15 protein-coding genes are annotated in these 14,866 nt (G+C 41.8%); 2 read left to right on the forward strand and 13 right to left on the reverse strand.

What is annotated here, in order from left to right:
- Positions 1-40: 40 nt before the first annotated feature.
- The 11 genes from glyS to hisG all read right to left on the reverse strand — a co-directional run bounded on the left by glyS (position 41) and on the right by hisG (position 12,008).
- A complete protein-coding gene (glyS, locus tag I585_RS05260) occupies positions 41-2,119 on the reverse strand; it encodes a glycine--tRNA ligase subunit beta (protein ID WP_010740003.1) in 2,079 nt (692 codons plus the stop codon).
- A gap of 1 nt (position 2,120) precedes the next feature.
- Positions 2,121-3,008 carry a glycine--tRNA ligase subunit alpha gene (glyQ, locus tag I585_RS05265; protein WP_010740004.1) on the reverse strand — a complete coding sequence of 296 codons (888 nt, stop codon included), beginning with the start codon at positions 3,006-3,008 and terminating at the stop codon, positions 2,121-2,123.
- Between the two features lie 703 nt (positions 3,009-3,711).
- Positions 3,712-4,539, reverse strand: a complete 828-nt coding sequence (locus I585_RS05270; protein WP_010740005.1) for a histidinol-phosphatase — start codon at positions 4,537-4,539, stop codon at positions 3,712-3,714.
- A gap of 17 nt (positions 4,540-4,556) precedes the next feature.
- Positions 4,557-5,189: a bifunctional phosphoribosyl-AMP cyclohydrolase/phosphoribosyl-ATP diphosphatase HisIE gene (hisIE, locus tag I585_RS05275; RefSeq protein ID WP_010740006.1), complete on the reverse strand. Its 633-nt coding sequence runs from the start codon at positions 5,187-5,189 to the stop codon at positions 4,557-4,559.
- A 191-nt stretch (positions 5,190-5,380) separates the two neighbouring features.
- Complete coding sequence (gene hisF, locus I585_RS05280) at positions 5,381-6,139, reverse strand: imidazole glycerol phosphate synthase subunit HisF (RefSeq protein WP_010740007.1); 759 nt, start codon at positions 6,137-6,139, stop codon at positions 5,381-5,383.
- Entirely contained in the window at positions 6,136-6,858 is a 723-nt protein-coding gene (gene hisA / locus I585_RS05285; protein WP_010740008.1) for a 1-(5-phosphoribosyl)-5-[(5-phosphoribosylamino)methylideneamino]imidazole-4-carboxamide isomerase, read from the reverse strand. Before hisA ends, hisF begins: the two co-directional genes overlap by 4 nt.
- Entirely contained in the window at positions 6,855-7,481 is a 627-nt protein-coding gene (hisH, locus tag I585_RS05290) for an imidazole glycerol phosphate synthase subunit HisH (RefSeq protein ID WP_010740009.1), read from the reverse strand. Before hisH ends, hisA begins: the two co-directional genes overlap by 4 nt.
- A 45-nt stretch (positions 7,482-7,526) precedes the next feature.
- Positions 7,527-8,120: an imidazoleglycerol-phosphate dehydratase HisB gene (hisB, locus tag I585_RS05295; protein ID WP_010740010.1), complete on the reverse strand. Its 594-nt coding sequence runs from the start codon at positions 8,118-8,120 to the stop codon at positions 7,527-7,529.
- The gene (gene hisC, locus I585_RS05300) at positions 8,117-9,175 is read right to left on the reverse strand and encodes a histidinol-phosphate transaminase (RefSeq protein WP_010740011.1); all 1,059 of its coding nucleotides are present in this window, start codon (positions 9,173-9,175) and stop codon (positions 8,117-8,119) included. Before hisC ends, hisB begins: the two co-directional genes overlap by 4 nt.
- Positions 9,172-10,452 carry a histidinol dehydrogenase gene (gene hisD / locus I585_RS05305; RefSeq protein ID WP_010740012.1) on the reverse strand — a complete coding sequence of 427 codons (1,281 nt, stop codon included), beginning with the start codon at positions 10,450-10,452 and terminating at the stop codon, positions 9,172-9,174. The genes hisC and hisD overlap by 4 nt, the downstream gene beginning before the upstream one ends.
- The gene (hisG, locus tag I585_RS05310; RefSeq protein ID WP_010740013.1) at positions 10,449-12,008 is read right to left on the reverse strand and encodes an ATP phosphoribosyltransferase; all 1,560 of its coding nucleotides are present in this window, start codon (positions 12,006-12,008) and stop codon (positions 10,449-10,451) included. The genes hisD and hisG overlap by 4 nt, the downstream gene beginning before the upstream one ends.
- 323 nt (positions 12,009-12,331) lie before the next feature.
- Between hisG and I585_RS05315 the strand changes: the two genes are divergently transcribed.
- Both I585_RS05315 and I585_RS05320 read left to right on the forward strand, forming a co-directional pair.
- Positions 12,332-12,721: a hypothetical protein gene (locus I585_RS05315; protein ID WP_010740014.1), complete on the forward strand. Its 390-nt coding sequence runs from the start codon at positions 12,332-12,334 to the stop codon at positions 12,719-12,721.
- Entirely contained in the window at positions 12,702-13,076 is a 375-nt protein-coding gene (locus I585_RS05320; protein WP_010740015.1) for a hypothetical protein, read from the forward strand. Before I585_RS05315 ends, I585_RS05320 begins: the two co-directional genes overlap by 20 nt.
- 15 nt (positions 13,077-13,091) lie before the next feature.
- Here I585_RS05320 and recO read toward each other — a convergent pair whose 3' ends face one another.
- Complete coding sequence (recO, locus tag I585_RS05325) at positions 13,092-13,871, reverse strand: DNA repair protein RecO (RefSeq protein ID WP_010740016.1); 780 nt, start codon at positions 13,869-13,871, stop codon at positions 13,092-13,094.
- 62 nt (positions 13,872-13,933) lie between these two features.
- Complete coding sequence (gene era, locus I585_RS05330) at positions 13,934-14,833, reverse strand: GTPase Era (protein WP_010740017.1); 900 nt, start codon at positions 14,831-14,833, stop codon at positions 13,934-13,936.
- Positions 14,834-14,866 lie beyond the last annotated feature (33 nt).

The raw sequence follows: 14,866 nt of genomic DNA on the forward strand, positions 1-14,866 counted from the left end.
CGAGCATTTGCTCGAAGGCTTTATTTGTATTCAGCTTATACTATTTTGTGACGATCTTATCAATACTTGCTAAGGCATTCGCCATGCGTGCAATGATCGCTAATTGGTTCAAACGATTGTCGCGAACTTTTTCGTCGTCTACCATAATCATTGTAGCGTTGAAGTAGCGCTCAATCACAGGACGCAAGTTCGTCAAGGTTTGATAATTTTCAGCCATGCTTTGGTTAGCAAATTCATCTTCTGCTTCTTTTACCGCAGCAAACAATTCCTTTTCGCTGTCATTTTCAAATAACTTAGGATCAACTTTGAAATTAATCGTCGTCGGGTCCATTTTCTTCGTTAAGTTAATGACACGAGTCAAAGCTTCCATCGCTTCTTTGAAATGCTCATCTGACAAATGCTGATCGAAGATTTGAGCCGTCTTGAAGACTTGAACTAAATCATCCTGATGAGAATCCAATACCGCATCGATAATGTCGTGACGGACATTGTACATTTGCAGACGTTGACGCATCCGGCCTTTAAAGAACTCGATAAATTCTTTTTGGTCGCGATTGAAATGAACACCATAATCCAAAACATCCTCGTTGATTGCATCCACGATTGCCCCTTGCATATCGGTGAATGGGAACGTCCAGCCTTGCGCTTCGACGATCCGAACGATTCCGTAAGTTTGTCGACGCAATGCATAAGGGTCATTAGAGCCGCTTGGGATCATCCCTACAGCGAAGAAACCTAATACACTGTCAATCTTATCCGCGATCGCTAAAACAGCCCCAACGGCTGTTTTAGGTAGTTCGCCTTCAGAAGAATTCGGCAAGTAGTGTTCCCGAATAGCAGCGGCAACAGCTGGTTTCTCGCCCTTCAATAAAGCATATTTTTCACCCATGATCCCTTGTAGTTCAGGGAATTCGCCAACCATATTTGTTACTAAGTCAAACTTGTAGATTTCAGACGCACGTTTCAAGTCGGTTAATTCTTCCTCGCTCAAATCGACACGTCCGCCAATGACTTGACTGATCAACCCGACACGCTGCATTTTTTTGTACATGCTGCCGATTTTTTCATGGAAAGTAACGTTCTTCAATTTTTCGACACAGTCGTCGATCGATAATTTTTTGTCCTCTTCAAAGAAGAATTCGCCGTCTTCTAAACGAGCCGCCAAAACTTTCTGATTCCCTTTAACTACATTATCCAATTTCACACTGTTTCCGTTACGAACAGAGATGAAATGCGGTAGCAGCATACCTGCTTGATTACGTACTTCAAAATAGCGTTGGTGTTCCTTCATCGAAGTAACCAAAACTTCTTCTGGAATAGATAAGAAACGTTCATCAAACTCCCCGACAAAAGCCGTTGGGTATTCAACTAAGTTCGTCACCTCTTCTAATAAAACTGGATCAAGCTCGATCACCCATTTATTTTTTTCAGCAATCTCTTCGATTTGTTCTACGATCATTTGTTGGCGTTTGTGAGCATCTGCGATAACAAATTGTTCTTCCAATTTTGCTTCGTACTCACTTGGATCAGCAAGTTCGATTTGATCGCCTAAGAAACGATGTCCTTCTGTCGTTCGTCCAGTTGTAACATCTAATAATTCAAATGGAATCACTTCTTCATCCAGTAGTGCAACGATCCAATGAATTGGACGAATGTATTCAAACATCGTGTCGCCCCAATGCATCATAGTTGGGAAGTTCATGTTCTTCACAACATCTAAAAGCCCAGTCAAGACTTCTTTGCTTTCTTTTCCGTGGATATATTTTGTGACATAAACATATTCCACACCGTTCAATTCACGGAAAGTGATCGCATCCGTCGTTAAGCCTTGCCCACGAACAAACCCTTCAGCAGCTTTACTCCAGTTACCTTCAGCATCCAACGCGATTTTCTTCGCTGGACCTTTGACTTCTTCTTGCACGTCCTCTTGACGATCAGGAATATTCGTCACTCGAATCGCCAAGCGGCGAGGGGTTGAAAAGGTCTCGATTGATTCAAAAGTCAGGCTGTTTTCTGATAAAAATTTTGACACCTTTTCTTCTAATTGTTTGATACTTGGCCAAACCACGTGGGCTGGCATTTCTTCTAAACCGATTTCTAATAGTAGATTTTTCGCCATCTTATTTGCCCTCCTGATTCAATAATGGGAAGCCTAGTTTTTCCCGTTCAGCCACAAAGATCTTCGCTACAGAACGAGCCATATTACGGATACGAGCCAAGTAGCCGGCACGTTCCGTTACTGAAACAGCTCCGCGAGCATCTAATAAGTTAAAGGTGTGGCTGCATTTCAAAATGTAATCATACGCTGGATGCACAAGGTCTTCATCGAGACAGCGTTTTGCTTCTTTTTCAAATTTCTCAAAATTATCCAAAAGCATTTCTTGATTGCTTTCTTCAAATGAATATTTAGAATGTTCATATTCCGGCTGTTTGAAGATTTCGCCGTACTTAACACCCGCGCTCCATTCCAAATCATAGACGCTGTCTACTTCTTGAATGTATGAAGCCAAACGTTCCAAACCATAAGTCAATTCAGAGGTTACTGGATTCACTTGCAGACCGCCGACTTGTTGGAAATAGGTAAACTGGGTGATTTCCATACCATCAAGCCAAACTTCCCAGCCAACACCGGCACAACCCATTGAAGGATTTTCCCAGTTGTCTTCTACAAAACGAATATCATGTTCTAATGGATCGATCCCTAATAATCGCAAGCTGTCTAAATACAATTCTTGGATATTTTTTGGTGAAGGTTTCATTACTACTTGAAATTGATGATGTTGATACAAACGGTTTGGATTTTCTCCATAACGACCATCAGCCGGACGACGTGATGGCTCCACGTAAGCCGCACGCCATGGTTCAGGTCCGATTGCACGTAAAAAAGTATACGGACTCATCGTCCCCGCTCCTTTTTCTGTATCATAGGCTTGCATCAACATACAGCCATTGTCTGACCAAAACTTCTGTAACGTCAAAATCATTTCTTGCACTGTTAACTTACTCATTCTTTTTCCTCCTGTATATTTACTATGTAACTTTACATTTGCTAGCGGGGTGGGTTCATTTTTTTGTTTTAGATGAAGCAGGAATAGGAGTCGACTCAATTGAAAGGTAAAAATTTGAAACAAATTTTTTTCATCTTCGTAGACATACCATTCTACTATATCGCTTGTTCAATATAAGACGGAAAATTCAAGCATAACTGCTCATACTGAACTGACTGCGAAAAGTAGAACTGGCAACTCGCTGCTAACTCAAAAAGAGGAACCCATTTTCCAAAGTACAGGAAAATGAATGTTATCTTCGTACGCATAACATTTTTCTAACCTGCTTAGGCAGGAAGAAAAACTGTCAGCTAGTTCTTACTAAGGAGTTTATTTTTCAAAAAGCGGAAAAATAAGTCCTACTTTCACCACGCATACGATTCCACTAACCGTACTAAAAGTACGGAGTGGAACTCGCAAAAAAGTCCCTATGTCGAAAAAATCGACATAGGGACGTATCAACGCGGTTCCACCCTACTTCCAAGCAAATGCTTGGCAGCTTTAACTAAACGTGCTCACAAACGCCAACAAAATTTGTTTCCCTGCTTGGCTTCCACCGGCCCAAACTCGCTTTGATTTCCACAAATTTCTAAATTTGATCATCGCACCTATTCAACTTGGTTCTATAATAGCGACACCAGACCCCTTTTGTCAAATCTTTCTGTTAGTCAAAAGAGATTGGCTGGAAAATACCATCCTTCAATTGCATTGTCTCTGTAAAACCGATTGATTTTAACAATTCAACAGTTTCAGGGAAATGACATGTCAGCGTCGTTGTCTCATGACTGTCGCTGGTAATAATAATTGGACATTCTCTTTCCTTCAACTGTTTCAATAAAAATGGATTCGGATAAGGCGTGGTTCGCCAATTACGAGAAATTGCACCGGTATTGATTTCCACCATTCCATCATATGTTTGGATTATATCGACGATGTCATTCAACGCTTTCAATGCGATTCCTTGATATTCCGAGCTGTCTTCATCCAACCAAGGATTTTTCTCATTGAACTTCGTAATCAAATCAAAGTGTCCCACGATCTTCGAACGATTCCGCTGGATATGTTTTACTACCGTATCATAATAATCCTGAACCAGCTGCATCTTATCCCCTTGGTACCACTCATCCAAAGTCCTCATTAAGCTTTCAGGACTTTCATCGACACTGCGGAAAATACCCTGACGCGGCGGAAAATAATGCACGGAGCCAACCGTATAATCATAACCGGCAATTGGATCTGCACTATAGTAATCCCATTCCAATCCTAAACTGATGTTTAATTTCCCCGCTAACTTCTCTTTTAGTTCACACAAAGCCGCCTGATAGGCCACTTCGTTTTGGACACCTAAGCAGCTAGGATCAAACAGTGCCGGTGAATGACACGTAAATCCTAGATCAGTAAAACCCAAATCAATCGCTGCTTGCGCCATATCTTCTAAAGTATCTTTCCCATCGCACCAAGTGCTGTGGGTATGTGCGTTTGAATAAAACATCGCTGACCTCCAATTTTTTACTGCAGCCGTTCCTGCTTCACTTTTTTATCGACAACATGACGGTTCGCTAATTCTTGGCGCACTTCTGCCAAATCAATTCCCATCTCTACCATCAGTACAAGAACATGATACACCAAATCAGAAATTTCGAAAACGGTTTCTGTCCGGTCTTCTTTCATCGCACCAATTACTACTTCAGTCGATTCTTCGCCGACCTTCTTCAAGATTTTCTCCACACCTTTTTCAAACAGGTAGCTTGTATAGCTTCCTTCTTGCGGTGCCTCTTTACGACCTTTGACTAATTCGTAAAGCGCATCAATCGTTGTTTGCTGATCGTCACCGAATAAACTCTCATTAAAGCAGCTTTCCGCTCCTGTATGACAAGCAGGTCCATCTTTTTTAACCTTCGCCACCAGTGCATCCTGATCGCAATCCAATTTCAACGAAACAAGATGCTGATAGTTTCCGCTAGTTTCCCCTTTGCGCCATAATTCTTTGCGGCTGCGAGAATAAAACGTCATTAATTGATCCTTTATCGTTAAGTCATAGCTTTCCTGATTCATATAAGCCAACGTCAAAACTTCATTGGTCTCGGCATCTTGTACGATGACCGGAATCAATCCTTGATCGTCAAATTTCAACTTCGTCATGTGAGTCACTCCTTATTCAATACTAATGTATTCATTTTTCAAAAAGCGAAAAATAAAGTCGATTTTCATGCCGTATACCATTCTACTAATCTTGCTAAAGCAAGAAGAAGAACTGGCATCCTTATTCAATACTAATGTATTCATTTTTCATCCCGTATATCATTCTTCTAATCTTGCTCGGAACTGGCAATCTAAACAATCCGGACAGGGATATCTGCCGCCATCAATTGTTTTTTTAGATCTGGAATCTTTACTTCACCATAATGGAAGATCGATGCGGCTAAACCTGCTTCGATCTTGGGCAATTGAAATAGATCAATAAAGTCTTCACTTTTCCCAGCACCGCCAGATGCTACGATCGGCAGTGTTGTAATCTCACTGACTGCTTTCAGCAGCTTCAGATCAAATCCCTGTTTTACGCCATCGGTATCCATACTATTGATGACTAACTCGCCAGCACCTAATTGTTCGCCTTGGCGAATCCACTCCAGTGCTTCCAATCCCGTATCTTCTCGGCCGCCTTTAGCAAAAACATGCCACTGATCCCCCACCCGACGAATGTCGACTGACAAAACAACACACTGGCTGCCATAACGTTTCGCGCCTTCTTCAATCAACTGAGGTCGGCGAATCGCACCTGAATTGACACTGACTTTATCCGCTCCGCAGTTCAGGACTCGTTCAAAGTCAGACACCTCATTGATGCCGCCGCCGACTGTCAAAGGAATAAATACTTCTGAGGCAACACCCTTCAAAATATCAGTGAATAAGCCGCGTTCTTCAGCTGAAGCTGTAATATCATAAAAAACCAATTCATCCGCACCCTGCTCATTGTAAAAACGAGCCAAAGTCACTGGATCATTGACGTCCTGCAGACCAGCAAAATTAACACCTTTAACCACGCGCCCATCGCGAACATCTAAACATGGCACGATTCGTTTTGCGATCATTGACCGTCCTCCTTGCCTGCTGCTAAAACATCTTCAAGTTTTAAACTTCCGTTGTATAATGATTTGCCGACAATCGCGCTGGAAACGCCTAACTTCTTCAATCCTTCGATATCTTTCAAAGAAGCGACACCGCCTGAAGCAACGATTTCAATATTCAACTGATTGAGCTTTTCATATAACGGCAAATTGATCCCTTCGCCTGTTCCGTCACGGGATATTTCAGTGAAAATAATTGTCTCAGCGCCCCACTCGACTAGTTGCTGACAAAATTCAAAAGCGTCCGTTTCAGTTTTTTCCAACCAGCCTTCTACGGCTACCTTTTCGTCCTTGGCATCGACACCGATAGCGATTTTACTGCCGTACTTTTTCAGCATCGCCTGCGTGAACTCAGGATCTTTTTGAGCGATCGTACCGAGAATGACCCGATCCACACCCGCGGATAAACAATGTTCGATCGTCTCTTCATCACGGATACCGCCGCCAACTTCTACGAAAAGATTCGTGTTCTCAACAATTTTTTTTGCGATCCCAAAATAATGTAGTTTACCCGCTTTGGCACCATCCAAATCCACAAGATGCAGATACTCCGCTCCGGCTTTTTCAAAGGATTGCGCAAAAGCTACAGGATCGTCACCGAATACTTCTTTTTGATCATAATCGCCTTGATACAGGCGAACAACTTTCTGATCTAAGAGATCGATTGCTGGAAATATTTTCATACTGGCACCTCCGTAAATGCTTTTAGGATATTCAAGCCAACATCGCCGCTTTTTTCAGGGTGAAATTGGGTACCATAAACATTTTTATTTTGCACAATTCCCGGAATCGAGAGTCCATATTCACTATCAGCGACTAAATGCTCTTCGCAATCCGTCGCATAATAGCTATGGACATAATAGACAAAATCATTTTCCCCCAGCGATTTCACCAGCGGGCTTTCAGCATTTTGTACATCTAATTTATTCCAGCCGATCTGCGGTACTTTAAGGTCAATATTCGCTTGATCGAATGCTTCACGCATCGAAACGATTCGACCGGGAATCAACCCAAGTCCCAAATGCTCACCGAATTCTTCACTCTTATCAAACAACAGCTGCATCCCTAAACAAATTCCTAAAAAAGGTTTGCCGGATGCGGCCAATTCTTGAATCGGTTCGACTAGCGATAATTCTTCTAGTTTTTTTCGTGCGTCGCCAAACGCTCCGACACCCGGCAGAATGATTCGATCCGCAGACTTCAATTCGTCTAATGAGCGTGTAATTTTACATTCCACTTCCAAATATTCCAATGAACGCGACAAGCTGAACAAGTTGCCAACGCCGTAATCGATAATTGCTAGCATAGATTCCCTCCTAGTTCGTAACTAACGAATTCACTTTTCGACCTCTTAATTAATTGTCCCTTTGGTTGATGGAATCTCATCTGGTGCTAATTGATTGATCGCCACAGCCTCGCCTAATACCCGACCAAAGCCTTTGAAGCAGGCCTCGACAATATGGTGACTATTTTTTCCGGCAACTTGATGCAGATGAATCGTCGCACCTAACTCACGGGCAAAAGCGATGAAAAATTCTTCGACTAATTCAGTATCGAACTGCTGACCAATTTTTTCACTAGGAATATCCAGCTCAACAACGGCCATCCCACGACCGCTAATGTCGATCGCTGACATCACTAACGCTTCATCCATCGGCAGCAGCATACTGCCATAACGCTTGATTCCTCGACGTTCGCCTAAGCTGTCAGAAAAAGCACGACCGATCGCGATTGCAACATCTTCCGTGGTGTGATGAGCATCGACTTCAATGTCTCCATCACAAACAAGCTCAAGATCAAAACGACCATGCCGAACGAATAATTCCAACATATGATCTAAAAAGCCCACACCTGTTTTGATTGTTTGTTGTCCGGTACCGTCTACTGTCAACGTTAGCTGAATCTTTGTTTCAGATGTATTGCGTGTTACCTCTGCTTTTCTCATGCGTCCACCCCTTCTAGTATCGTTGTCAAAACTGCGATCAATCGCTCCATTTGTTCTTGTGTACCTACAGTGATTCGTAAATAATCCTTTGTCCGAGGTTGATTGAACCAGCGCACTAAGATTTTCTTTTCTCTTAAAGCATGGAAAAGTGTTTCCCCAGCTAGTTTTGGATGCTTGGCAAATAAGAAATTCCCTTGGCTATCCGTTTGTTCAAAGCCGAGTTTGGTCAATTCTTGTTTGCTCCATTCTCTAACTTGGATCGTTTCTTGAATTTTCTGGTCCACATACGCCTGTTCCTGTAAAACAGCGCCGCCTGCTGCTTGAGTCAGGCTATTGACATTATAAGGATTCAGACTGAAGCGCAAACGATTTAAATCTGCGATTAATTCTGTATTCCCGACACCGAAGCCTAAACGCGCACCGGCCAGTTGGCGGGATTTTGAAAAGGTTCCTACTACTAATAAATTCTTATATTGATCAATCAAAGAAACCATTGATTTACCGCCAAAATCAATATAGGCCTCATCCACCACTACCAAGCGATCTGGATGACGTTCTAAAAATTCACAGATTCCTTCTTGCGATAGATAAATTCCTGTCGGTGCATTGGGATTGGCAAAAATCACTGTTCCCTTCAGCTCATCATATTCTTTGAGATCAAGTGAAAAATCCTCGTTCAATGAAACAACCGTCGCATCCACTTGATACAATCCGCTATAGACTTGATAGAAGCCATAAGTCACATCAGGAAACGCGATCCCTTTTTCCGTAAAGCCCTGAAAAATATACGAAAGCACTTCATCGCTGCCGTTACCTAAAAAGAGCTGTTCCTGCTTCACACCTAGATACTGAGCCAATGGCTTTGCCACAACCTCCACCGCAATATCCGAATAGCGATTCAACTTTTGTGAAGCTTCCGCAACTGCTTCCTGAACGCCCGGTGCAGGTACATACGGACTTTCATTGGTATTTAATTTGATGTATTCCTGCTCATCAACTTGCTCACCAGGTGTATAGGGAGTCAATGTTAGATATTTTTGATTTAAAAAGGTCATTCATTTTCACCTCTTCGTACTTTCATCGAACGGGCATGCCCCATTAAGTCTTCCGTTTCCGCAAATAATTCCACCGCGGGTCCCACAGCCTTCATCGCTTCTTCTGTGTAATACAAGTAACTGCTCTTCTTAATGAAATCATCCACTGATAAAGGCGAATAAAAACGAGCGGTTCCTTCTGTCGGTAATGTATGATTCGGTCCGGCAAAATAATCGCCCAAAACTTCTGGCGTATGATGTCCTAAGAATACACTGCCGGCATTTTCAACTTTTCCTAACAAAGCAAACGGCTCTGCCACAGATAATTCGAGATGCTCTGGCGCGACTTGGTTGGCGATTGCGATAGCCTCCGCCAAATCCTTCACCAAAATAATCTTTCCATTAGTATCAATCGCCGCCGCTGCGATTTCTTGACGCGGCAATTCTGCTAATTGCTGGTCTACTTCTGCCTGAACTTTTTCAATCAAGGCTTCTTCTGTTGTTACTAAAATCGCTTGTGCCAATTTGTCGTGCTCGGCCTGTGCCAAAAGATCAGCTGCGATCCAGCGAGGATTCGCACTTTGGTCCGCTACGATCAATACATCACTTGGTCCAGCGATCATATCGATATCGACTTCGCCGTAAACCATCTTTTTAGCGGTCGCTACATAGATATTTCCCGGCCCTACAATCTTATCTACTTTCGGAATCGTTTCTGTTCCATAAGCAAGAGCCGCAACACCATGAGCACCGCCGACCTTGTAAATCTCATCTACTCCAGCGATTGAAGCGGCTGCTAAAATCGCTGCGGGAACATTGCCTGCATCATCTGTCGGCGTCATCATCACAATTTTGGGTACACCTGCGATTTTTGCCGGCAGCACATCCATCAAAACGGTACTAGGATAAGCCGCGGTTCCACCAGGTACATAGACGCCAACTCGTGCTAGAGGAAGAATTCTCTGTCCCATCACAACGCCGCTTTCTTCAGTAGAAACAAATCCCTGACGAACTTGCTTTTGGTGGAAAGACAAGATATTTTCCTTCGCCTGCTCCATCACGGCCAACAATTCTGGTGAAACTGTCTTCAATGCAGCATCCATTTCAGCCTGACTGACAGCTAAGGAATCCAAAGTGACATGATCGATTTCTTCTATTAATTGATAGAGTGCTTGGTCGCCATCCGTCCGCACACGTTCGATAATTTTTGTTACAACAGCAGAAACATCCGCTGTCTCAGAATATTTTCGCGCCAAAATATCGGCTAATTGATCTTTTTGTGTTGAATAAACTCTCATAGCTGCTTCCTCACCTTCTCGATCACCTTTTGAATTCGTTCTTGTTTAAAACGCCATGTCGCATTATTAATGATCAAGCGAGCAGATGACGGTGCTATTTCTTGAATAACCTTCAAATCATTTTCTTTTAACGTTGTACCTGTCTCAACAATATCGACGATCACATCCGATAGTCCCAACAAAGGTGCCAGCTCAATCGATCCATGTAAGTGAATCAATTCTACGGAGCGCCCAAGCCCTTCATAAAACTCGCGCGTGATTTGCGGATATTTTGTCGAAACGCGCAATGGTCGAGAAAAATCTTCTTCAAAATCGTTATGAGCAGCGACTGCCAAACGGCAAGCTCCCATATGCAGATCAAGAAATTCGATGACCTCTGCTTTGCTTTCTAATAGAATGTCTTTACCCACAACACCGATATCAGCGGCCCCATGTTCCACATAGATCGCTACATCACTAGGCTTCACTAAAAAGAAGCGCAGCTTATTGTCTTCATCGCAGAAAATCAATTTCCGATTGTCCTCGAAGACGCCTTCTGCGGCGACGCCTGCTTTCGTGAATAGATCATAAACCGCATCACCCATTCGACCTTTAGGCAGAGCGATGTTCAGATATTCAGAACTTTCTGTATCTGTAGGAAGCTTTTGTCCGACATGATTCAATTTCATCCCGAAACCAATCGCTCCTTGATCCTTGCCTTGACGACTCATCAAACGATCATAGCGTCCACCATAAAGAATCGTTTCCCGCGCTTCTTTGATAAACCCTTGGAATAACAATCCGCTATAGTAATCCGCATCATTCATAATCGAAAAATCCAAGCGCAGACGAATTTTTTCAGATAAATTTTCTTCCTGCAAAGCTTTGTATAATTGCTTCAACTCTTCTAAGCCTGCTTGTGCTTTGGGATACGCCGCCAACAAAACTTTTGCTCGTTGGTATTTCGTTTCAAAATCCCCGGACATCCGAACCAATTTGGCCAGATTTTCTGATTCTTCTTTGGATAAACCAGCTTTTTCCGTAAGGACATCCATCCCATGAGAGCTTTTATCTCGTAGACAATCCAAAACATCTTGCCGATCTTCCTCTGGGAAACGATCACAGATTCCATTCAGAATCCCCATATGCGAAAGATCCAATGTTCCTTCACCAACCTGGGCTAAGCTTTCCCAAGCAAGCTTCAATACTTCTAATTGATCTTCCCAAGTAATCTCATCAATGATCTCTAGACCAATTTGGTAAATTTTTTGATATTCACCTGCCTGGCGATCATGCCGATATACATCTTCGACATAATAAACCTTTCGCGCTTCACCAGCTGGTGTGTTCTTAGCAATCGAAAGTGTTACATCTGGTTTTAAGGCCATCGTTCGACCGTCATTTCCGGTAAAGGTAATGATCGATGACTTTCGTAAAAAATTGTAGCTTTGCTGATAGTTTCCATATTCCTCAAAGTTGTTTAAGTGATAAGGTTGAAAATGATGCTGAGTATACAACTTTCTTAGCTTCAGTTCGATTTGTTCTTCTGGTCTTAATACTTTCCATAATTCTTCCACACTTATCACTCCTAATTCCTATTTATGTATTTATTTTCTCTTACAGAAAAAATATGTCAGACACCATTGTGCTACCTGTAATAAAGCAAAAGCGAAACATACAATCCTTTTCAGTAAAAAACATTAGTGTTTTCTAACAATATTAATTGTTTTGCCATAAATTAGCAATGGTAATCTGTGAAACAACTCACTTTTTAGAAAAAGCGCTGAAAGAAAAGAATCGATATGACAGATGATTCTTAGATTTTTCTAAGTCTACAGTCTTTTTCTGCTATACTTTTAGATAGAACTTGACGGCTGGTCTTGAAAGTGAGGAATATAAAATGCTTAAAAAGTTAGATTTATTCTTGCGAGAAAAACCGCTCTTTATTTTGATGCTGCTCATAGGCTTCACCCTTTCAATAAAACTGATTGCGAATTCTTTAAACCATTCACCGATATTCGCCAATTTTTTCCCTACAATATTTTTATGTACAGCTTACCTTGCAGGATATTTTGCCGCTCGCTTTAAAAATGAGCGTGTCTTAATTTTCGTCCTTTACTCCCTCAGTGCACTTCTCTATTTAGTAGTTGATGGCTTTATTACCAATAGCCTCGTGAATTACACCTCGTTCATCCTATTGGCGATTGTTGCGCTGCTGTACACTGGGCTTTCAATTTTAGCTGCAGAATTCTTATTCAAAGGAGCTAATTATGGTTCAACAAAAACCTAAAATCAAAAGAATGAGCAATCTTCTATTTATTTTGGTCTTATTTATCGGATCTCTTCTATTCACTTGGTTACGAGACCTGTATACCAACGGGCTTTCTTCCCAAAGCCTATTTAACATTGTCATTGTATTGTTGTTCTTGATGGCTTCCTACTTTATTGAAGCCAAAACAACATTAAATACTTCATTACGAGCACTTTTTTATTTCTGCTATTTTTTTATCATCGGGACATTTGGTTCAGCCTTTATCTATCAAAATCAACTAAACGTTCAAATACTCTTCCTTTATCTTTTTCTATCTTTTATCGCCAGTTTTATGTGGCTGTTTATTTGCAAAAAAATAATCTGCAGCACCTAGTTTAGGTGTTGCAGATTATTCTTCGTCTTTTGGTTTTAATACATCTTGCCACTCGCTCATTTGATCAATGAACTTTTTGCTCTTTAAGTGCAAGCCAATATATTCTTCGTACAATTGATCCAGTGTTTGCCGGATCGCTTTTTTTGTTTCGGGTTTCAAATTGATCGTATTGATATTCTCATACGTCACACTGTTGAACAATCGTAAAAAATAAATGGCCCGGGGATCGGCATGATAACGATGCTGATCTAAATGCCAATGTTCTTCACAAAGAATCCCATTATACTTCGAAGAGAAATCAAAGGCTCCCGTTTTCTTTCCACATACCCCGCAAGCCTTCCAGTTCAACGAAACACCGAACCGCTGCATGATCTGCACCTCAAAGATATTCATGATCGTCTCACCGTCGGCACCGTCATTCATCCGCTGCAAAGCTTCTAGTGTAAATCCGTACAACGCCGGATCATAAACATGATCTTCAATCGCCGCATCAGTTAAACCTAGAATATAGGAACCATAGGCATTCAAAAAGATATCTTCTTGCAGCTTTCGCATAGGATGAACATCTTTTGCGCTATTCAGAAAAGAAAGCCCGTCTGTCTTCAAATTCCCGATAAATATCGCTTCAGTGAATGGCTGGACTGCTGTCTTCAAAGGATTATTCGCGCGATGAATTCCTTTGGCAAAAAACATCACTTTGCCAGCAGACTCAGTGAATATTTTGATCAACTTATCTTTTTCTTTATAATCACGACTGAATAAAATGATCCCCTTTGTTTCGCCAATCTGTGCCATAGATTCATCTCCACTTCGATGACAAAAGCTCCACGATAGAATCGTGAAGCTCTGTATCCATTTTAATAATCGTCTTTACGATATCCATAATCTTTCAGATAGGTTTGTTTATCGCGCCAATCTTTTTGGACTTTAACCCAAAGCTCTAAATAAACTTTGTCAGCCAAAAGCGTCTCGATATCTTTACGAGCCTGCGTGCCAATATTTTTCAACATCTTGCCGCCTTTGCCGATAATGATTCCCTTTTGACTCGTTCGTTCCACAATGATCGTTGCTTGAATACGAACCTTGTCGTTCTCGTCGCGCTTCATTGTTTCTGTCACGACCGCTACAGAATGTGGAACTTCATCACGGGTTAAGCTTAAAACTTTTTCACGGATTAATTCCGACACGATAAAGTATTCCGGATGGTCGGTAATTTGATCATCTGGGAAATACTGTGGCCCTTCGTCCATTTGATCGACTATCGTATCCAATAAATGTTCAACATTATTTCCTTCGGTCGCTGAGATTGGAATGATCTCTTTAAAGTCCATAATCTTACGATAATCATCGATAATCACCAGAAGCTCATCTGGATGGATCGTATCGATCTTGTTGATGACCAAGTAAACTGGAACCTCTTGTTTGCTTAAACGTTCTAAAATGAAGTCATCCCCGCGGCCGCGCTTTTGATCGGCGCTAACCATAAACATGATCGCATCAACTTCTCTTAAAGCGCTGTAGGCCATTTCAACCATGTAATCGCCCAAACGATGTCTTGGCTTATGGATACCGGGAGTGTCAATAAAGACAACTTGTGCTTCAGGTGTCGTGTAAACACCTTGGATTTTATTTCTGGTGGTTTGCGCTTTATCGCTCATGATGGCAATTTTTTGCCCCACAATGCGATTTAGCAATGTTGATTTGCCTACATTCGGTCGTCCAACGATTGCTACAAACCCTGATTTATGTTCTGTCATGTAAACGTTCCTTTCTTATAGCAAGAAAATTGT

The sequence above is a fragment of the Enterococcus malodoratus ATCC 43197 genome (assembly GCF_000407185.1).
In the GTDB taxonomy this organism is placed as follows: Bacteria; Bacillota; Bacilli; order Lactobacillales; family Enterococcaceae; genus Enterococcus_A; species Enterococcus_A malodoratus.